This is a genomic window from Pseudomonas sp. KH_046_2, assembly GCF_057838985.1.
In genome coordinates, this window is record NZ_CM174480.1 from 1,458,225 (window position 1) to 1,475,039 (window position 16,815).

The following is a 16,815-nucleotide window of genomic DNA, read 5'->3' on the forward strand; positions in this document are numbered from 1 at the left end:
GTAATCGGCGTCACCACGCAAGAGGTTGCCAATGCGCGTCCTGAAAACAGGCCTGTTGCTGTTGTTATGGGTGGTGGTGATCGCTGCCCGGGCCGAGCTGAGCTTTCCGGCGCTGACCGGGCGGGTGGTCGACAATGCGCAGATGATCGAGCCATTGGTGCTCCAGCAACTCAGCCAACAACTTCAGGCCCATGAGCAAGCCACCGGCGAGCAGCTTGTGGTGGTGACTTTGCCGGATTTGCAAGGCACCGACATCGCCGACTTCGGTTACCAACTCGGCCGCCACTGGGGCATCGGGCAGAAGGACAAGAACAATGGCGCCTTGCTGATCATCGCCCGGGACGAGCGCCGGTTGCGTATCGAAGTCGGTTACGGCCTGGAGGATCGCCTGACCGATGCCCAGAGTTCGGTGATCATCAACCAGGTCATCACCCCGGCATTCAAGTCCGGCAACTTCAGTAAAGGCATCAGTGACGGCGTGGCAGCGATACTGGTGGTGCTGGGCGGCAACCCCCTGGACGAACCCTCCACAGCGTATGAATCCAGAGGCGATCCGGGGGACGATTTCGTCGCAAGGCATCCCGGTTTGTTCGTGTTTTTGGTGATGTTGTTCATCCTGACTGTTTTTGTGTGCCAGATGCTCGGTATCCTTCCTGCCGGTCGGGGCGGCTCCGGTGGATCCGGGGGCGGCTTTGGCGGTGGTGGGTTTGGCGGCGGCGGTGGAGGGGGAGGCTTCAGCGGCGGCGGGGGCAGTTTCGGCGGGGGCGGTTCGTCCGGCGGCTGGTGATAATAAAAACGAGCAGGCACTTCACGACATGGCATTACTGACTGAACACGAACAACGCAAGGTGGCCGAGGCCATTGCCCGGGTCGAGCGCGACACCGACGCAGAACTGGTGACCGTGCTCGCGGCCCGCGCCGACGACTATGCGTACATCCCGTTGCTGTGGGCCAGCCTGCTGGCACTGCTGGTGCCGGGCATCGTGCATTACTTCACCGGTTGGATGACCCTGCACAGCCTGCTGATGGTGCAATGGGCGCTCTTCATCGTGCTGTGCCTGGTGTTCCGCCTGCCGAAAGTCACCACCCATCTGATCCCGCGCTCGGTACGCCACTGGCGCGCCTCGAACCTGGCGCGCCGGCAGTTCCTGGAACAGAACCTGCACCACACCGAGGGCAGCACCGGCATGCTGATTTTCGTTTCCGAAGCCGAGCGTTATGTGGAGATCCTGGTGGATGAAGGGATTTCCAGCCAGCTGGACAACAAGAACTGGGACGCGATAGTCGCGACGTTCACCCAGCAGGTTAAACAGGGGCAGACGCTGCAGGGCTTTGTCAGTTGCGTCGAGGCCTGTGGAGAGTTGCTCAAGGTGCATGTGCCGGTGACGCATGTGCGCAACGAACTGCCGAATCGTCTGGTGGTGCTGGGTTAAGCCAGGGTTTCATCCGCTTTTGTAATGCGCCGCGACACAGTTCCGGAACGTTGTCCGCCGCGGAGCTTGTCTTCAACATCTCTCTCATGGTGCACGCCCTGCGATGGGCGTTCTGTGTAGAGGGGGTTCTTATGAAAACGCAACGATCGTTGGATACCTTGGTGGAGTATGCACCCGGTAGCGCAATGTTTACTCCGCCGGTGCAACTGACAACGAAAGAGACACAAGCCCTGGAGTGGTGCCTCAAAGGCAAAACGTCCTGGGAGATCGCCAGGATTCAGAGTTGCTCGGAATCCACCATCAACTTCCATTTCTCCAATATCCGCCGCAAGTTTGCCGTCAGATCTCGCAACGCTGCCGTGTTCAAAGCGCTGGAGTCGGGAGTCATCACTGTTGATCCATCGCAGTCGCGAGATAATCCATGAGCCTGACTGATTCGACCTACAACAGTATCAGCGGGCTCATGGTGGGGTTGGGTATTGCGACGTTGCCGGTTATCAATGGAGAAGTCCTGTTCGGCGCGACGCTTGGCGCGTGGCTGGTCACGACCACTCGCGCCAATTTCAAGGCCTGGCAACGCATCGGTTCCTGGCTGTTATCGGCGGGTGTCGGTTACCTGTTTGCCCCGGTCGCCCAGCCACTGGCGCCTTTTCTGACAGCTGGTGTGACGGCCTTTCTGTGCGCGTTGCTGGTTATTCCCATCAGCATCAAGCTCATGCAGTGGATCGATGGCGCCGGCCTCGGTGACATCCTTCGTCATCTCAGAGGGCGAGGGCAATGACCTTTGAGATGGCGGCTCTGGTGTGGGTGACGGGCGTGGCTCACCTGATCAGTGCGTTCAGGCTGGCGTGTTACCAGCGCGACGAGCTGCGTTACAACTGGCGCGACAGGATATTGATCAGCTTGTGTGGCGCAGTGTTTTGCCATGCCGGCATCGATGTATTGCTGATATTTCTGCCGGTGAGCCCATGGCATGCAGTGGTGAGTGTTTTTTCATGCGTAATGATTGTTCGCAGTAGTGGCAACATTATTGTTTTGTGGCATGCCTTCAAGCATTGAAACGTCGGATTTCAAGTCAGGTTTTGTTCGAGTGTCCAAGTGTTGCCAGGATGGCGGCCATTTCCGAAAGTTGCATTTCCAGATCCCGCAGGCGTCGCTTTTCCTCCAATGCGCTTTGTATTGCGCAGCGGTCATCCTCATCAAGCAATCGCCACAGCGAAAGGAGGGTGTTTTCCTGCGTTGTTGCAGTTTCCGCAACATTTGCAGACGCGTTGACATGGGTTTGCCGCAGCATCGGCCCCTCGCCCAGCAGCAACCAGTCAAGGGAGATGCCGCGAGCTTGTGCAATATCTACGCATAATGAGTATGGCGTGCTGTCACGGCCTTTCCAGCTACTGAGTGTCTGCGGGCTGATCTGTAGCGCAGAGGACAGGGAAGCGTCAGTTTTTGTGCCCGTTACTTGCTTCAGGCGGGCCAAGACAGCTTGTGATTTTTTGCTACGCAATTTGAGCCTCTTCCTTTTGACATATGCTTTTTGAGTGCTTAACGTATGCGTAATGAGTACTTTTTTTCTTGTAAGTAATCAATCATCAACTATGAATCAGAAGAATACGATGTCGAAACTTCCTAATGGTATCAGGGTGATTTCCTACGAGCTTGGCTCGTATCTATTACGTGTCCGCCCGTTGCACTTCCTTTTGTCTGGCGGACGTTGTTTGCAGCACCGGTCTTTTACGAATTGTGTTTCAAGCAGTATTGCGTTTGATCAATTCGATTACCACCGGATGGCCCAAGGGAAGCATGTATGAGTACTTACAAGATGGTGTGCCCGCACTGCTTGAGCAGGATGCGCATACGTACCAGTGAAGGGCGGCATATTTTCCTGCGGGTGGCGTACCTGCAATGTACGTCGGAGGCCTGTGGCTGGTCGGTACGGGCCGAGTTCGAAATGACCCATGAGCTTTCCCCCAGTGGCATGCCCAATCCGGCCGTGCACCTGCCGTGCGCCGGACCTGACTTGCGCCGCGCCGCGCGGCCTGTCGCCGAGAGTGATCCGGCGGCGCAAACGCAACAGGAGTCTTGAGCATGAAGGAGGTTGATGAACAGGCCCATTTGAATGAGGAACTATTGGCCATAGCGCAGGCGTTTCTGGCCCGTCATGAGGGCGAGGGTGTGATTGATGATCAAGTGCTGTTCTGCCGTGCGGTGAGGCATTTGCAGAGTCTGGATATGCCGATACACCAGGCGGAGCGGCTGGTCAGCCACGCGTACGGATTACTCAAGTCCAGCAACGATCGCCGACGTCTGGATCTGTCTGCAAGTTCCGAAACTGTCGCCGTGGTCACTGATCCGGCCAACGGTCTGACGTGGGCGGTGCCGGTAGGGTTGATCGTCAAGTTCGTCATCAACTCGCCGACCAATCGCAAACTTCGATTGGTGGAGTCATGAGGTAGCGAAGGTTGGATTCAGGTCCCGATCGGCGGGAACGGGACCTGGCGCAAAATTACCCCGTGCCCAAAACCCTCGTCCCCCCTAAAATACCCGGCATCCCCCGATTCGTATTGCCGAGGCCGTTTTTCCATGTCTGTCACCGCCACTCCCGCCAGCCTCGCGCCGGATCATCACGCCCAGTTCATCGATTTGCTGCAATCGAGCCTCGAGCACAACGCTTTCATCAAACTGGTGCTGGCCAAGTACGTGGGCGATGAAACGGACCTGCAGCGGATCATCATCAAGCCGGTGACGGTCAAGGCGCAGCCTTGCCTGTCTTTTGTCTATCGCTACAAGACCCGCGATATCACCAAGAACCTGCCGCTGGCCGAAGGCGTGGCGAACGTTGCCGGGCTGCTGCCGGCGTCGTTCAAAAATGCGCATTTGTTGTCGTTAACCGACGAAGCCCAGCTCGAATACAGCAAAAAGGGCAAATCATCGCTGTTCAAGAGCCAACCTCAGCAATTGCGCGAAGTGCCTTCGGCCGAGCACAACCGTGAGAAAAACCGTTTTCTTGACCTGAGCCGGCCGTTTCTCGCCGACCTGGGTGTGACCAACAAGCAGCATGAGCTGATCCCGGCGATGTCGCGCAAGTGGAAGCAGATCAACAAGTTCATCGAAGTGTTCAGCCATGCGCTGACCTCGTCACCCCTGGCGCTGGACAAGCCGGTGCGTGTGGCGGACTTCGGATCGGGCAAGGGCTACCTGACCTTCGCCATCCACGATTACCTGCGCAACACCTTGAAGGCCGAAGGCGAGGTGACCGGCGTCGAGTTGCGTGAAGACATGGTCACCCTGTGCAACACCGCCGCCGCCAGGCTTGAACACCCCGGCCTGGTGTTCAAGTGCGGTGACGTGCGCAGCGTGGCGCCGAGCGAGCTGGACGTGATGATCGCCCTGCATGCCTGCGATATCGCCACTGACTATGCGATCCACACCGGCATCCGTTCCGGCGCCTCGATCATCATGTGCTCGCCGTGCTGTCACAAACAGATCCGCCTGCAAATCCAGAGCCCGGCGCTGCTCAAGCCGATGTTGCAATACGGCTTGCACCTGGGCCAGCAGGCCGAGATGGTCACCGACAGTTTGCGTGCGTTGTTTCTTGAGGCCTGCGGCTACGAAACCAAGGTGTTCGAGTTCATCTCCCTGGACCACACCAACAAGAACAAGATGATCCTGGCGGTCAAACGCGCCGAGCCGGTGGACCCGACCCAGCTGCTGGCGAAGATTCAGGAGCTGAAGGATTTCTATCACATCAGCGAGCATTGCCTGGAAACCTTGCTGCGCGCTGACGGTTTCCTCGGTGCTAAGGCTTGAGCTGAACCCCTGTCGGTAACGTGCCCGGTTGTGCCGGGCGCACTGCTGTCTTGCGTCCCAGCATCACCGTCACGATCACCCCGCCAGCAAACAGCCAGGTAATCGGCTCCACATGTTCACCGAAGAACAGCGCCGAGAAGGCGATGGTGAAGAAGATCTGCAGCAACTGGATCTGACTGACCCGGGCAATGCCGCCCATGGCCAGCCCGGCGTACCAGGCGAAGAAACCGATGAACTGCGAAAACAGCGAGACGTAGCCGAAGGCCCACCAGGTCTTGGCGGAAATTTCGCCCTGATGCTGCAGCGCCAGATACACCACCGGCCCGATCAGCAGCGGCGTCGACAGCACCAGCGCCCAGCAGATCACCTGCCAGCCACCCATTTCCCTGGCCAGCCGGCCTCCCTCGGCGTAACCCAATCCGCCCACTGCAATGGCGCCGAGCATCAGCAAGTCACCGGCCTGAATGCTGCCGGCACCGCTGATCAGTGCATAACCGAGCACCAACGCACTGCCCAATGCGGCGCAGGCCCAGAAGGCTTTCGAAGGCCGCTCATGGGACAGCCACGCGGCGTACAGCGCCACGCACAGCGGCTGCAAACCGTTGACCAGCGCACCGTGGGATGCCGGCAAGGTTTGCATGGCCCAGGCCGACAATACCGGGAAACCGAGGATCACCCCGGCCATCACCAGCGTCAGGCCTTTGACCTGTTTCCAGGTCGGCCATTTTTCCCGATGCCACAGCAACAGCAGCGCCGCCGGAACCGCTGCAAACAGTGCCCGGCCCAGGCCATTGAGCAGAGGGTGCAGTTCCTGCACGACGATCCGCGTGAAGGGCAGGGTGAGGCTGAAGATCACAACGCCGAGCAGGCCCAGGGCCATGCCGGTGTTTTCGCGCGAGGACATGATGGCAACCAGAATCGTGGAGGGTGGGAGGTGGTGTTATCTAGCCATAAACCCGGCGCTTTGGCGCTTACAGCTGGTTGCAGAAATATCCGTACAGTTTTGAGTACACCTTTGTGGCGAGGGGGCTTGCCCCCGTTGGGCTGCGCAGCAGCCCCTATCCGGTTTCATCAATCGAACCGCGCTGTTCGATTTTGCGCCTGCTTCGCAGGCGAACGGGGGCAAGCCCCCTCGCCACAAGGTAGTAGCCGGTTGTTACCCGACCCACCGGATAAGGACTACCTTGAATACTCCTGCAAGCCCACTTCCAGAGGAGTCCTCCCCATGGCTGCGAAAAAAATTCTGATGCTGGTCGGTGATTACGTCGAAGACTATGAAGTGATGGTGCCGTTCCAGGCGCTGCTGATGGTCGGCCACACGGTGCACGCCGTTTGCCCGGACAAGGCTGCCGGCCAGACCGTGCGCACGGCGATCCATGACTTTGAAGGCGACCAGACCTACAGTGAAAAACCCGGTCACCTGTTTGCCCTGAACTTCGATTTCGCCAAGGTCAACGCCGCCGATTATGACGCTGTGCTGATTCCGGGCGGCCGCGCGCCGGAGTACCTGCGCCTGAACGAAAAAGTCCTGGAACTGGTGCGCGCATTCGACAAGGCCGGCAAGCCGATCGCTGCCGTGTGCCATGGCGCGCAGCTGCTGGCGGCAGCGGGTGTTCTCGAAGGTCGCGAATGCAGCGCTTATCCGGCCTGCGCTCCGGAAGTGCGATTGGCGGGCGGTACGTATATCGATATTCCGGTGACGGACGGCCATGTCCAGGGCAATCTGGCCACGGCTCCGGCCTGGCCTGCGCACCCGAACTGGCTGGCCGGTTTCCTGGGGTTGCTGGGTACCAAAATCACGCTGTAACGAGGGATAGGTCCATGTGCGAGCTGTACGTCAAAGCCGACCCGATACTCTACGAATCGCGCTCCCGCTCGCTGCGCATCTGTGGGGTGGTCACCACCCTGCGGTTGGAGAATCAGTTCTGGGACATCCTCAGCGAAATCGCCGAGGTCGATGGCATGACCACCAATCAGTTGATCGCCAAGCTGTATGAAGAGGTGATGGACTATCGCGGCGAGGTGATCAATTTCGCTTCGTTCCTGCGGGTCAGTTGTACGCGGTATCTGAGCCAGCGGCGGACGTCGGCGCCGGAGTTGTCGGTGGTGCGGGCAGTGGTGAAATAGCTGCGACCGCATCGCCTCTTTCGCGAGCAGGTCGGATCGCCGCACCGTCGCTCCCACAGTAAAGCACGTCCCTCTGTGGGAGCGAGCCTGCTCGCGAAGGGCCGGCACAGGCGACAGAAGCCTGAGGCTGGTCTTTACTGTGAAGCGCGCAACCTCTCAATCGCCAAGGAGAAACAGCATGTCCGGATGGTATGAAGTGAGCAAAAGCAGCAATGGCCAGTTCAGGTTCGTCCTCAAGGCGGCCAACGCCGAGACCATTCTGACCAGCGAGCTGTACACCACCCACGCCGCCGCCGACAAAGGCATCGCCTCGGTCCAGGCCAACAGCCCGCTGGATGAGCGTTACGAGAAGAAAACCACCAAGGATGGCCACCCGTATTTCAACCTCAAGGCGGGCAATCACGAGATCATCGGCAGCAGCGAGACCTATTCCTCTGATGCCGCCATGGAGAAAGGCATTGCCAGCGTGAAGACTAATGGCCCGAGCAAAGTGGTCAAGGACAAGACCTTGCCAGTGCTTTGAACGCTACCGTCACATCCAGTACAAATCCTGTGGGAGCGAGCTTGCTCGCTCCCACAGGGGTAATGCGATCCGACAATGGCGCCAGCCGCGTCGCCGCTAAACCTCGACAGGAATCGTGAGCCTCGTGCCACCCAACGCATGGCTCTTGGAATCAAAAAACCGCAACTCAACCCCCGTCCCCTCAAACAGCTTCGCGTAATGCCGCTTCTGATGCTGGATGAACGCCTTGCTGCGCGGGTAGATCGAGATCGCCACCACCTGCGGTTTCGCCAGGCGCAAGGCGTGGATGATGTGGCTGTCCTGATCCCCCAACGCATGGCCGAAGATGCACAGCGCCTGGTCGTGACCGAGTAATTGCTCGTAGCAGAACGACAGATAGTCCGAACTGCGAATGGTCTTGAGCTTGTCCGCACTCGGCCCTTCGTTGACGAACAGCGGCACATCGTCGAGGGTCTTGATCGTGTTGTTGATGGCGAAATTGCCCAGCAGCGTGCCCTCGGTCGACATCAGCTTGCGCGCCGTGCCGTCCTGGTTGCGCACCAGGTGCAGACCGCCGTGCAAGTACAGCAAACGGGTTTTATCGGTGGCGGTGTCGCTCAGGTCGAAACCGGGCTCGGCGCCCTGGAACAGATCGGTGATCGCCTCAGGCCGGTGTTGCACCGCCCAGTAGTTGAGCAAGTCGTAGTTGGTGGTGAACACCGTGCGGTAGCTGGCCAGTTCCTGATTGATGGTTGCCAGTGTCGAAGGCACCACCAGCCGCCACGGGATATGCACCGCATGCACGGTGTTGATCAGCGCTTCCTTGATCGCGTAGTAGCGATTGCGCGGGGCGGCGGAGCTGACAGCCAGGGCCTTGTTGACCCGGCTGGTGGTTTTCAGGGCGCTCAGTACCTGCTCGAAACTGCGGGTCTGCATCGCATCGAACACGCTCAGCTCGGACGGGCTCAGGGGTTTTTCTTCAACGGTACGGGCGTTTTCGAACAGCGACTCGTAGCCGAAATCGTCCCACACCGCGCGACTGGCACCGTTGCCCACCAGCAAACCACTGAACGAAGTGGTGCTGCGCAAGGCGTTCCAGTCTTCAAGTTGAGCATCGACATCCTGGAAATCGGTCATTGCGGTCTTCGTCTCACGGCAAAAGGTCTGTGGGCGGCGACTTTATCACGACCGGTGCCCGGACCACGGCACGACGCGGGCGAAGAACGCTATGCTGCGGTTTCGCCTGAGCCGACTTCGCCGAGTACCCGATGCTGCAAAAAGCCTGATCCGCCGTCTCGACCTGATCACCCTGCAACTGTTCGTGGCCGTGCATGAAGAGGGCACGCTGACCCATGCCGCCTCGCGCGAAGCGATTGCAGTCTCGGCGGCGAGCAAGCGCTTGATGGAGCTGGAGGAGGCGCTGGGTATCAGCCTGTTCGTGCGCCAGGCCAAGGGCATGTCCCTGACGCCGGCCGGTGAGACCCTGCTGCACCACGCCCGGCAGATGTTGTTCAACGTCGAGAAAATTGGGCTTGAACTGGGGGAGCACAGCCACGGTGTGCGCGGCTATGTGCGGATGCTCGCCAACCTGTCGGCGATCATTCAGTTTTTGCCCGAGGACCTGCGGGATTTTTCCGAGCGTCATCCACAGGTCAAGACCGACCTCGAAGAACGCCCCAGCGCCGGGGTGATTCAAGGCGTGCTCGACGGGGTGGCCGACCTCGGGATCTGTTCCATCGACAGTGACATCAAGGGCCTGCACAGCGTGCTGTATCGCCAGGACAAACTGGTGGTGTTGATGCCGCCGTACCATCCATTGGCGAGCCGCTCGAGCGTGGCGTTCGCCGATACGCTGGAGAGTGATTACGTTGGGTTGCATGCCGCCAGTTCGATCAACATGCGTACCCACGCCGCAGCGCGCCAGGCTGGCAAGGTTTTGCGTTTGCGCATTCATGTGCCGGGGTTTGATGCGATGTGCCGGATGGTCCAGGCCAACATGGGCATCGGCATTTTGCCGCACAAGGCTTATGAACTGTTCGGCCGGGAGCTGGGTTTGCACGCGGTGCCGCTGACGGATGAATGGTCCGATCGGGCGTTGATTCTGGTGGTGCGTGATGAGGCGCTGCTGTCGCCGGTGAGCCGGATGTTGTTTGAGCATTTGCGCGGGCCAGCCTGATAGTTCTTCGCTGACTGGGCCGGCCTCTTCGCGAGCAAGCCCGCTCCCACATTGGAATGCGTTCCCCTGTGGGAGCGGGCTTGCCCGAAGGCTGACTGAAAAACACCATCGTACTTTCAGTTGTCCCCTCAACCCGCCGTCGCCAAGCCCTTGGCCGGTGCATCAAAAAATTGAATCAACACCACCCCGGCCATCAACAGCGCCACCCCAAACACCTTGGGCAAAGTGACCTGCCGCTCCGCCAACCCAAACCAGCCGTAGTGATCCAGCAACAACGACGCCACCACTTGCCCCGCCAGCGCCAATGCCATGAACCCCGCGGCACCGAGCTTGGGCAGCAGCACCAATGCCAGGGAAATAAAGATCACCCCAAAAGCGCCACCGGCCCACATCCAAAGCGGCGCCTTGCTGATGAATGCCAGTGACGGCAATGGCAAGCGCATCGCCACGATGATCGGCAACAGCACGATAACGCTCACCAGCAGCGAAGCGAGCGTCGCCCACAACGGATGGCCCAACCCGCGCCCGAGATTGACGTTGATCGCGCTCTGAAACGGCACCACCGCCCCGGCGATCATCGCCAGCCCCATCAGGCCGGCCCAATGCAACGTACTCATGATCGATCTCCAACAGGTTTTGCTGGACTCTAGGGTATTCGTCGCGCAGATTTAAATTCCGTTTTGTTATCCAGAACATGCAGCAAATGAATGATCTTCGACGTATCGACCTCAACTTGCTGGTGATCCTCGACGCCTTGCTCAGCGAGCAACACGTGACCCGGGCGGCCGAGCGTCTGCATTTGAGCCAGCCAGCGGTCAGTCATGCGCTGGCGCGCTTGCGTGACCTGCTCGGCGATCCGCTGCTGGTGCGCGCCGGTGCCGGCCTTGTACCGACTCCGCGAGCGCTGGAACTGGTGGCACCGCTGGCCGAAGCCCTGGCCCAGGTGCAAGCGCTGCTGGCGCCGAACGCCTTCGATCCCGCGACCACCCAGCGTACCTTCCGCCTGGCGATGTCCGACTACGGCGCAGCCATTGTCCTGCCGGGACTGATCCGAACCTTGCGCCGCGAAGCGCCGGGCATCGACCTGCAAATCAGCCATGGCAGCCGCGAAAGCATGCTCGAAGGGGTGCTCAACGGTGACATTGATGTCGCCGCCGGGGTATTCCCGGAAATGCCCAACGAATTGCGCAGCACCCCGCTGTTCGAAGAGCACTACGCCTGCCTGGTGGACCGCAACAACCTGCCCGCCGATGGTGTCCTCGACTTGCCCACCTACCTGGCACGCCCCCACGTCCTGTTGGAAATGCGTGGCAGCGGCACCCCGGAGATCGAGCGCGCCTTGACCGCCTTGCGCGAACGTCGACGTGTCGCCATCAGCCTGCCGCACTGGAGCGTCGCCCCGCAGTTCATCAACGGCACCGACCTGATCCTCACCGTCGCGTCGCGCGGCTTGCGCGATATCGACGAGTCCTCATTGGTTGTCGTGCCACCGCCGTTTCACATTCCGTCGTTCACCTTTGTGTTGGCGTGGCATAAACGGCGGGGTGGGGATCAGGCGTTGAACTGGCTGAATCGGAGGGTTGAGGAGGGGATCGAATGCCAGAGGCTTTTCTGACAATGGCCTTTACCAATTGGAAGGTGGCAGACGACGTGCATGAAAAATTCGCAGTACCTGAAGCCTACCTTGGCGAACCCGGTAGGGAATCAAATAGGGGCGATCAGGCATGACCCATTCCCGGGTACCGGGTAAGCGTCCTTCACGACCCGTCGCTGGAAATCGGGCAAGGTGATCGACACTGGCGAGAATTGCCCGGACAAAATCTGCTGCAGCTTCTGGATTCTCGATGGCGATGTACGCGGCTTCATCATCCAGATTCTTTAACGCCGTACGCAACCACTCAACGCGCATTCGCCGTCCACTTGTCAGCCATTGCGTTCACTTCTTCTTGTGTCGCGAAGTCACCGTCATCGGCTTCTTTCAAGGCTTTCTGAATTTCCTCGATTTGCCACGCTTCACGGGCCAGGTATTCACGCAGCGCATCCACGGCCAGAAACGATTTGCTGCGGCCCGTTGCTTTGGAAAGACTCGCGAGAGTATCGGCAATTTCGTCTGGTATGCGCAGGGACATAACTGACATGGCGGTCTCGATGTAGTGGTTTGTAATACAACATACTACACCGTCATCTGTGAGACAGGGCCAGGCCGTTCGTCTGTCGAGATGTTTCAGTCGACAGGCAATGACCTGATATAGACTGGCCACCATTCACCAAGTTGTTCATAAGGACCTCCCATGACCCCATCGTTGCTAATGGCCGTGCTTGCCTCGGGCTTTATCTACGGCATCACCCCGGGGCCGGGTGTGCTGGCGGTGTTCGGCATTGGCGCGGCCCATGGGCGACGGGCCGGGGCGGGGTTTCTGTGCGGGCATTTGCTCGGCGATGTGGTGTGGTGCAGCACCGCGCTGATCGCGATTGTCGGTGCGCGGGAGATCGGCAGTACCGCGTTCGACGTGCTTGGAGTGCTCAGCGGCCTGTACCTGTTCTGGCTCGGATGGCGTGCGGTGCGCGCCCGGCGCAGCATAGGTGATGCGCCGCAGGGCCCGGCGCGGCAGCCGTTCTGGCACGGCATTCTGTTTGGCCTGACCAATCCCAAGGCCTATCCGGTGGCGGTGGCGACGTTCACGGCGTTGCTGTCGAGCCGCGCGGAACTGCTCAACTGGTCAATGCTGCCGGCGCTGATCGCCCTGAGTTTCGTTGGCGGTTTGCTCGCCTACGCTATTCTCATTGGCGTTGTCGGCGCGCGGCGGGTGCGCAGTTTGTATCAGTGTCATGAACTGGCTATCACCCGGTTGTGTGGGGTGATGTTCATCGGTTTCGCCATCAACGCGCTGGCACATGCGCTGCCGGGGCTGATGCCGAACAAGGCTTGAATGTGAGCACAAGGATGCAAGGCTGACAGGGCAGGGATGATTGATGAGCGCTGTATTATCGGGACACCCACGCTGAACCATGGAAAACCGGAATTCCGCGCCACTGGCGAGCTATATCGATCTGTTGCTGGATGCCGTTTGTGCGGTGGACAAACAGGGCCGCTTCGTCTTTGTCAGCGCGGCGTGCGAGCGCATTTTCGGCTACAGCGCCGATGAGATGATCGGCCAGCCGATGATCGACATGGTGCACCCCGCCGATCGTCAGCGCACCCTCGACGCCGCCCGGGAAATCATGGGTGGTGAGCCCAAGCTCAACTTCGAAAACCGCTACCTGCGCAAAGATGGCAGCGTGGTGCACATCCTCTGGTCGGCACGCTGGTCCGAGGACGATCAGTTGCGCATCGCGGTGGCTCGCGACATTACCGAACGCAAGCAGGCCGAATCCCGGCAGGCGGCGTTGTATGCGATTTCCGAAGCGGCCCATGCGGCAGAGGATCTGCTGGCGTTGTTCAAGCGCATTCACCTGATCATCGGCGAATGGCTGCCGGCACTGAATTTTTCCGTGGCGCTGTACGACGAGCACTGCGCGCAGCTGAATTTCCCTTATCACGTCGATGACCACGAACCTCAGCCCGAACAGCCCGGAACCATGACCGGGCGTCTGTGTGCCGAGGTGATCCGCACGGGGCAGCCGATCCTGTTGACCCCGGACCAGTGCACACCTCCTGCCGGCTTCGAAATGCTGCAGGACGAGCAGAACGCACCCTGTTGGCTGGGTGTACCGCTGAACTCGCAAAACGGCACCATCGGCGCGTTGATCGTCAAAAGCATTCCGGGCGGCGAGCGCTACACCGAGCAAGACAAGGAACTGCTGCAATACGTCTGCGCCCAGGTCGCGACCGCCATCGAGCGCAAGCAACTGCATGCCCGTCTGCAATACATGGCCCAGTACGACCAACTGACCCAGTTACCCAACCGCGAGCTGCTGCGCGACAGGCTCAAGGCTTCGATGCGAGCGGCCCGGGAGGACGGCGGGCGCATGGCGTTGTTGTACGTCGACCTCGACCGCTTCAAGCAAGTCAATGATACCCATGGTCACGCGGTCGGCGACATGCTGCTGCAAGCGGTGGCCAACCGGCTCAAGGGCTGTGTGCGGGAAACCGACACCGTGGCCCGCATCGGCGGCGATGAGTTCGTGGTGTTGCTGCACAGCATTCGTGCTGCGGGCGATACTGACATTGTGGTCGAGAAAATCCGACAGGTCCTGGTCCAGCCACTGCGGCTGGACGGGCACAGCGTGAACATCCAGCCAAGTATCGGCGTCGCCCGATACCCCGATCACGGCACCGAAGAGAAGCAATTGTTCCGGCATGCCGACGAGGCGATGTACTGCGCCAAACGCGAGCATCACCTGCGACTGGTCTGAAAAACCGCGCACCGTTCGTCGTGGCATCCACGTAATTTTCTAAACCTTTTGGGGCGCGCAAATTCATATTCTATGCGGGCTACAGCTCGCCGCGACTATCACCAAGAGGAAGAGAATCATGCCTGATTCAAGAAACTCGAACTCGGGGAACTTTGCCAACGATCGAACGAAGGCCTCTGAAGCCGGTCGCAAGGGTGGGAAAACCACTACTACGACCGTCGATAAAGACCCGGCGAAACCCGACATGGGCCGCAAGGGCGGTCAGAAATCCCGCTGAAGGATGCAGGTGGTTTTGATTGAGAGGCGGGGGCGAAAGCTCCCGTTTGAATTTGAAGAGGAGGGCGCGACCATGAACCGGATGGCCACCCGATTATGTAAGACCAGTCTTGCCACGTTACTGGGCCTGTTTGCCAGCGGCGTCTTTGCCCAGTCGACTGCCGAATTCATCGACGAGGCCTCGGCAAAAGGTATTGCCGATATTGAAGCGAGTCGCCTGGCGCACCAGAAAGCCGAGTCCAAAGAGGTCAAGGACTACACCATTATCGTCATCAACGACCGCACCACCGCGAACCAACACCTGGCGAAAATCGCCAAACAACTGGATATACCGGTTGCCCCTCGCGAAGAAATTGTCGAAAAGGCCAAAGCCCTGATGCCACAAGTCATGGATGGGGCGACCTACGACGAGGCTTATACCGCCAGTCAGGTGAAGACCACCCAGGAAGCCATCGATCAGTTGCAGCAGGAGGCGCAGACCACCGACGTGCCACAAATCAAGGCATTCGCCGAAGAAACCCTGCCTAAACTGCAAAATCACCTGGAAATGGCCAAGGCGTTGCAGGCCAAAAGTTGAACGCAAGGTTTGAACACAAACGGCGCGGGGCTTCAGTCACGCGCCGTTTTTCTGTTCAGCACTGATCCAGATGTAGCTTGGGATTATGCGTTGGATTCAGGCCATTGAGGTCGAACGCTTCGTTTTCACCTATGGCGCGGTAATGCCTGCGCAGCGTCTCCAGGAACGTCCGGGGTTACCGGCCCAGAGGGCGAGTTTCCGCGAGTTTTTTTCGATTTTCATGATCGTGTTCTTTGTAGGGGATGAACCTGAAGCCCAGGCATCGGTGGCGAGATGAAAGTTCGGCTGGGGTTGCAACCCAATGAAGCACGGCGGTGGGCAAGATCTTAATTCTTGGTGGGATTCTTCCTTTGTGTCGGTTTGTGTCTAGTATCAATGGCAGTCAATTTGCCAGCATGTGTTCACACGGATCGAAACCGGAAAAGAGGCTACTCATGGAATTCTTCGAAAAGTTAGCAAGTCTCGCTGCCAAAGTTCGTTTGCAGAGCGCTGCCATTCAAACGGAAGAAGCGACCAAGAATGCTTTTGTCATGCCCTTTATCAGCACGGTACTGGGCTACGATGTTTTCGATCCGACGGAAGTGACACCTGAATTCGTTTGCGATATAGGAACGAAGAAAGGGGAGAAAATTGACTACGCAATCATGAAGGCAGGAGAGGTACAGATCCTCATCGAGTGCAAGAAAATAGGCGAGCCACTGCACATCAATCATGCCTCCCAACTGTTTCGCTATTTCCATGTCACCAGTGCTCGAATTTCCATTCTCACTAACGGTCAGGTCTATAAGTTTTTCACTGATCTGGATGCGCCGAACAAGATGGACGAGAAACCATTCCTTGAACTCGACCTGCTGGATATCGACGAGTATTCCGTCCCAGAGTTGGTGAAACTCACCAAATCTGCATTCGATGTGGAGTCGATCATCAGCGCCGCAGGTGAGTTGAAGTACGTCAGCCAAATCAAAAAGGTGATTGCTTCTCAGGTCAGCAAGCCGGACGACGATTTTGTGAAAGTCTTCGCTTCACGTGTTTACGACGGGGTGATTACTCAAAAGGTCCGCGAGCAGTTCCATGAGCTCACGAGAAAGGCTGTGGTGCAGTTTCTCAACGAGCAAATCAATGACAGGCTCAAGTCGGCAATGAGTGGCGCCATCCAGCCTGCGCTCGCCTCTTTACCAGTCGCTACCGGTGACACTGAGCAACCCGATGTTCGAGATGAGTCAGAGGACAAGGTTCTGACGACATTGGAAGAACTGGAGGGCTATCACATCGTCCGGGCCGTGGTTCGGTCGGTTGTTGATGCCAAGCGGATTGTTCAGCGCGACACACAGAGTTACTTCGGCATCCTGCTCGACGACAACAACCGCAAACCGATCTGCCGACTGCACTTCAACCGATCGCAGAAATACATCGGTATATTTGACGAAGAGAAGAATGAAACCCGGCATGCAATAAATTCCGTCGATGACATTTACGAGTACTCGGATCATTTGAAGAAGACTGTCGGGTATTACGATTAAGACTGCTGTCTAGCGACGAAAAAAACTGGCCAATAGAGCCT

General features: G+C 58.7%; 25 protein-coding genes. 19 read left to right on the forward strand and 6 right to left on the reverse strand.

Annotated features, from left to right (window positions below):
• Positions 1-31 precede the first annotated feature (31 nt).
• The 5 genes from AC3IX1_RS06555 (at position 32) to AC3IX1_RS06575 (ending at position 2,492) form a co-directional block, all read left to right on the forward strand.
• A complete protein-coding gene (locus tag AC3IX1_RS06555) occupies positions 32-787 on the forward strand; it encodes a TPM domain-containing protein (protein WP_489387563.1) in 756 nt (251 codons plus the stop codon).
• 28 nt (positions 788-815) lie between these two features.
• The gene (locus tag AC3IX1_RS06560; protein ID WP_489387564.1) at positions 816-1,433 is read left to right on the forward strand and encodes a TPM domain-containing protein; all 618 of its coding nucleotides are present in this window, start codon (positions 816-818) and stop codon (positions 1,431-1,433) included.
• Positions 1,434-1,564: 131 nt separating this feature from the next.
• Positions 1,565-1,858, forward strand: a complete 294-nt coding sequence (locus AC3IX1_RS06565; RefSeq protein WP_489387565.1) for a helix-turn-helix transcriptional regulator — start codon at positions 1,565-1,567, stop codon at positions 1,856-1,858.
• Entirely contained in the window at positions 1,855-2,214 is a 360-nt protein-coding gene (locus tag AC3IX1_RS06570) for a putative holin (RefSeq protein WP_056720754.1), read from the forward strand. Before AC3IX1_RS06565 ends, AC3IX1_RS06570 begins: the two co-directional genes overlap by 4 nt.
• Positions 2,211-2,492: a phage holin family protein gene (locus tag AC3IX1_RS06575; protein ID WP_489387566.1), complete on the forward strand. Its 282-nt coding sequence runs from the start codon at positions 2,211-2,213 to the stop codon at positions 2,490-2,492. The genes AC3IX1_RS06570 and AC3IX1_RS06575 overlap by 4 nt, the downstream gene beginning before the upstream one ends.
• A 16-nt stretch (positions 2,493-2,508) precedes the next feature.
• Here AC3IX1_RS06575 and AC3IX1_RS06580 read toward each other — a convergent pair whose 3' ends face one another.
• Positions 2,509-2,937, reverse strand: a complete 429-nt coding sequence (locus tag AC3IX1_RS06580) for a helix-turn-helix domain-containing protein (protein ID WP_489387567.1) — start codon at positions 2,935-2,937, stop codon at positions 2,509-2,511.
• 300 nt (positions 2,938-3,237) lie between these two features.
• Here AC3IX1_RS06580 and AC3IX1_RS06585 point away from each other — a divergent pair, with 300 nt between their 5' ends.
• The 3 genes from AC3IX1_RS06585 (at position 3,238) to AC3IX1_RS06595 (ending at position 5,240) form a co-directional block, all read left to right on the forward strand.
• Positions 3,238-3,516: an Ogr/Delta-like zinc finger protein gene (locus AC3IX1_RS06585; protein ID WP_489387568.1), complete on the forward strand. Its 279-nt coding sequence runs from the start codon at positions 3,238-3,240 to the stop codon at positions 3,514-3,516.
• Positions 3,517-3,518: 2 nt separating this feature from the next.
• Positions 3,519-3,881 (forward strand): hypothetical protein, encoded by a 363-nt coding sequence (locus tag AC3IX1_RS06590; RefSeq protein ID WP_489387569.1) that lies wholly within the window; start codon positions 3,519-3,521, stop codon positions 3,879-3,881.
• A gap of 132 nt (positions 3,882-4,013) precedes the next feature.
• Complete coding sequence (locus tag AC3IX1_RS06595) at positions 4,014-5,240, forward strand: class I SAM-dependent methyltransferase (protein ID WP_489387570.1); 1,227 nt, start codon at positions 4,014-4,016, stop codon at positions 5,238-5,240.
• On the opposite strand, the gene AC3IX1_RS06600 is transcribed toward AC3IX1_RS06595, so the two are convergent.
• Entirely contained in the window at positions 5,230-6,144 is a 915-nt protein-coding gene (locus AC3IX1_RS06600; RefSeq protein WP_046041497.1) for a DMT family transporter, read from the reverse strand. The genes AC3IX1_RS06595 and AC3IX1_RS06600 overlap by 11 nt on opposite strands.
• A 321-nt stretch (positions 6,145-6,465) precedes the next feature.
• Here AC3IX1_RS06600 and AC3IX1_RS06605 point away from each other — a divergent pair, with 321 nt between their 5' ends.
• From AC3IX1_RS06605 to AC3IX1_RS06615, 3 genes are all read left to right on the forward strand, one after another.
• Positions 6,466-7,047 (forward strand): DJ-1/PfpI family protein, encoded by a 582-nt coding sequence (locus AC3IX1_RS06605; protein WP_008051822.1) that lies wholly within the window; start codon positions 6,466-6,468, stop codon positions 7,045-7,047.
• Positions 7,048-7,061: 14 nt separating this feature from the next.
• On the forward strand, positions 7,062-7,367 hold the full coding sequence (locus tag AC3IX1_RS06610) for a ribbon-helix-helix domain-containing protein (protein WP_489387571.1): 306 nt from the start codon (positions 7,062-7,064) through the stop codon (positions 7,365-7,367).
• A gap of 178 nt (positions 7,368-7,545) precedes the next feature.
• Entirely contained in the window at positions 7,546-7,890 is a 345-nt protein-coding gene (locus AC3IX1_RS06615; protein WP_489387572.1) for a YegP family protein, read from the forward strand.
• 96 nt (positions 7,891-7,986) lie between these two features.
• Here AC3IX1_RS06615 and AC3IX1_RS06620 read toward each other — a convergent pair whose 3' ends face one another.
• Complete coding sequence (locus tag AC3IX1_RS06620; RefSeq protein ID WP_489387573.1) at positions 7,987-9,006, reverse strand: DUF4917 family protein; 1,020 nt, start codon at positions 9,004-9,006, stop codon at positions 7,987-7,989.
• Between the two features lie 91 nt (positions 9,007-9,097).
• On the opposite strand from AC3IX1_RS06620, the gene AC3IX1_RS06625 reads away from it, so the two are divergent.
• Positions 9,098-10,045 (forward strand): LysR family transcriptional regulator, encoded by a 948-nt coding sequence (locus AC3IX1_RS06625; RefSeq protein WP_489387574.1) that lies wholly within the window; start codon positions 9,098-9,100, stop codon positions 10,043-10,045.
• Positions 10,046-10,173: 128 nt separating this feature from the next.
• Here the strand turns inward: AC3IX1_RS06625 and AC3IX1_RS06630 are convergent, their stop codons facing one another.
• Complete coding sequence (locus AC3IX1_RS06630; RefSeq protein ID WP_489387575.1) at positions 10,174-10,662, reverse strand: DMT family transporter; 489 nt, start codon at positions 10,660-10,662, stop codon at positions 10,174-10,176.
• A 77-nt stretch (positions 10,663-10,739) separates the two neighbouring features.
• Between AC3IX1_RS06630 and AC3IX1_RS06635 the strand changes: the two genes are divergently transcribed.
• Positions 10,740-11,660 (forward strand): LysR family transcriptional regulator, encoded by a 921-nt coding sequence (locus AC3IX1_RS06635; RefSeq protein WP_489387576.1) that lies wholly within the window; start codon positions 10,740-10,742, stop codon positions 11,658-11,660.
• 9 nt (positions 11,661-11,669) lie between these two features.
• On the opposite strand, the gene AC3IX1_RS06640 is transcribed toward AC3IX1_RS06635, so the two are convergent.
• Both AC3IX1_RS06640 and AC3IX1_RS06645 read right to left on the reverse strand, forming a co-directional pair.
• Positions 11,670-11,954, reverse strand: a complete 285-nt coding sequence (locus tag AC3IX1_RS06640; RefSeq protein ID WP_489387577.1) for a type II toxin-antitoxin system RelE/ParE family toxin — start codon at positions 11,952-11,954, stop codon at positions 11,670-11,672.
• Positions 11,944-12,183, reverse strand: coding sequence for a CopG family ribbon-helix-helix protein (locus tag AC3IX1_RS06645; protein WP_489387578.1), 240 nt, complete (start codon positions 12,181-12,183; stop codon positions 11,944-11,946). The genes AC3IX1_RS06640 and AC3IX1_RS06645 overlap by 11 nt, the downstream gene beginning before the upstream one ends.
• 153 nt (positions 12,184-12,336) lie before the next feature.
• On the opposite strand from AC3IX1_RS06645, the gene AC3IX1_RS06650 reads away from it, so the two are divergent.
• The 6 genes from AC3IX1_RS06650 (at position 12,337) to AC3IX1_RS06675 (ending at position 16,774) form a co-directional block, all read left to right on the forward strand.
• Complete coding sequence (locus AC3IX1_RS06650) at positions 12,337-12,975, forward strand: LysE family translocator (RefSeq protein ID WP_489387579.1); 639 nt, start codon at positions 12,337-12,339, stop codon at positions 12,973-12,975.
• Positions 12,976-13,054: 79 nt separating this feature from the next.
• On the forward strand, positions 13,055-14,401 hold the full coding sequence (locus AC3IX1_RS06655; RefSeq protein WP_489387580.1) for a sensor domain-containing protein: 1,347 nt from the start codon (positions 13,055-13,057) through the stop codon (positions 14,399-14,401).
• A 118-nt stretch (positions 14,402-14,519) separates the two neighbouring features.
• A complete protein-coding gene (locus tag AC3IX1_RS06660) occupies positions 14,520-14,678 on the forward strand; it encodes a KGG domain-containing protein (RefSeq protein WP_489387581.1) in 159 nt (52 codons plus the stop codon).
• Positions 14,679-14,750: 72 nt separating this feature from the next.
• Positions 14,751-15,254, forward strand: a complete 504-nt coding sequence (locus AC3IX1_RS06665; protein WP_489387582.1) for a DUF4142 domain-containing protein — start codon at positions 14,751-14,753, stop codon at positions 15,252-15,254.
• Between the two features lie 85 nt (positions 15,255-15,339).
• Entirely contained in the window at positions 15,340-15,531 is a 192-nt protein-coding gene (locus tag AC3IX1_RS06670) for a hypothetical protein (protein WP_489387583.1), read from the forward strand.
• Positions 15,532-15,688: 157 nt separating this feature from the next.
• Positions 15,689-16,774, forward strand: a complete 1,086-nt coding sequence (locus AC3IX1_RS06675) for a type I restriction endonuclease (RefSeq protein WP_489387584.1) — start codon at positions 15,689-15,691, stop codon at positions 16,772-16,774.
• The last annotated feature ends 41 nt before the right edge of the window (positions 16,775-16,815 follow it).

What these genes read in the sequence shown, in the direction of transcription:
- AC3IX1_RS06555 (WP_489387563.1), top strand. Translation starts at nt 32, where the DNA reads ATGCGCGTCCTGAAAACAGGCCTGTTGCTGTTGTTATGGGTGGTGGTG.
- AC3IX1_RS06560 (WP_489387564.1), top strand. Translation starts at nt 816, where the DNA reads ATGGCATTACTGACTGAACACGAACAACGCAAGGTGGCCGAGGCCATT.
- AC3IX1_RS06565 (WP_489387565.1), top strand. Translation starts at nt 1,565, where the DNA reads ATGAAAACGCAACGATCGTTGGATACCTTGGTGGAGTATGCACCCGGT.
- AC3IX1_RS06570 (WP_056720754.1), top strand. Translation starts at nt 1,855, where the DNA reads ATGAGCCTGACTGATTCGACCTACAACAGTATCAGCGGGCTCATGGTG.
- AC3IX1_RS06575 (WP_489387566.1), top strand. Translation starts at nt 2,211, where the DNA reads ATGACCTTTGAGATGGCGGCTCTGGTGTGGGTGACGGGCGTGGCTCAC.
- AC3IX1_RS06585 (WP_489387568.1), top strand. Translation starts at nt 3,238, where the DNA reads ATGAGTACTTACAAGATGGTGTGCCCGCACTGCTTGAGCAGGATGCGC.
- AC3IX1_RS06590 (WP_489387569.1), top strand. Translation starts at nt 3,519, where the DNA reads ATGAAGGAGGTTGATGAACAGGCCCATTTGAATGAGGAACTATTGGCC.
- AC3IX1_RS06595 (WP_489387570.1), top strand. Translation starts at nt 4,014, where the DNA reads ATGTCTGTCACCGCCACTCCCGCCAGCCTCGCGCCGGATCATCACGCC.
- AC3IX1_RS06600 (WP_046041497.1), bottom strand. Translation starts at nt 6,144, where the DNA reads ATGTCCTCGCGCGAAAACACCGGCATGGCCCTGGGCCTGCTCGGCGTT.
- AC3IX1_RS06605 (WP_008051822.1), top strand. Translation starts at nt 6,466, where the DNA reads ATGGCTGCGAAAAAAATTCTGATGCTGGTCGGTGATTACGTCGAAGAC.
- AC3IX1_RS06610 (WP_489387571.1), top strand. Translation starts at nt 7,062, where the DNA reads ATGTGCGAGCTGTACGTCAAAGCCGACCCGATACTCTACGAATCGCGC.
- AC3IX1_RS06615 (WP_489387572.1), top strand. Translation starts at nt 7,546, where the DNA reads ATGTCCGGATGGTATGAAGTGAGCAAAAGCAGCAATGGCCAGTTCAGG.
- AC3IX1_RS06620 (WP_489387573.1), bottom strand. Translation starts at nt 9,006, where the DNA reads ATGACCGATTTCCAGGATGTCGATGCTCAACTTGAAGACTGGAACGCC.
- AC3IX1_RS06625 (WP_489387574.1), top strand. Translation starts at nt 9,098, where the DNA reads ATGCTGCGGTTTCGCCTGAGCCGACTTCGCCGAGTACCCGATGCTGCA.
- AC3IX1_RS06630 (WP_489387575.1), bottom strand. Translation starts at nt 10,662, where the DNA reads ATGAGTACGTTGCATTGGGCCGGCCTGATGGGGCTGGCGATGATCGCC.
- AC3IX1_RS06635 (WP_489387576.1), top strand. Translation starts at nt 10,740, where the DNA reads ATGCAGCAAATGAATGATCTTCGACGTATCGACCTCAACTTGCTGGTG.
- AC3IX1_RS06640 (WP_489387577.1), bottom strand. Translation starts at nt 11,954, where the DNA reads ATGCGCGTTGAGTGGTTGCGTACGGCGTTAAAGAATCTGGATGATGAA.
- AC3IX1_RS06645 (WP_489387578.1), bottom strand. Translation starts at nt 12,183, where the DNA reads ATGTCAGTTATGTCCCTGCGCATACCAGACGAAATTGCCGATACTCTC.
- AC3IX1_RS06650 (WP_489387579.1), top strand. Translation starts at nt 12,337, where the DNA reads ATGACCCCATCGTTGCTAATGGCCGTGCTTGCCTCGGGCTTTATCTAC.
- AC3IX1_RS06655 (WP_489387580.1), top strand. Translation starts at nt 13,055, where the DNA reads ATGGAAAACCGGAATTCCGCGCCACTGGCGAGCTATATCGATCTGTTG.
- AC3IX1_RS06660 (WP_489387581.1), top strand. Translation starts at nt 14,520, where the DNA reads ATGCCTGATTCAAGAAACTCGAACTCGGGGAACTTTGCCAACGATCGA.
- AC3IX1_RS06665 (WP_489387582.1), top strand. Translation starts at nt 14,751, where the DNA reads ATGAACCGGATGGCCACCCGATTATGTAAGACCAGTCTTGCCACGTTA.
- AC3IX1_RS06670 (WP_489387583.1), top strand. Translation starts at nt 15,340, where the DNA reads ATGCGTTGGATTCAGGCCATTGAGGTCGAACGCTTCGTTTTCACCTAT.
- AC3IX1_RS06675 (WP_489387584.1), top strand. Translation starts at nt 15,689, where the DNA reads ATGGAATTCTTCGAAAAGTTAGCAAGTCTCGCTGCCAAAGTTCGTTTG.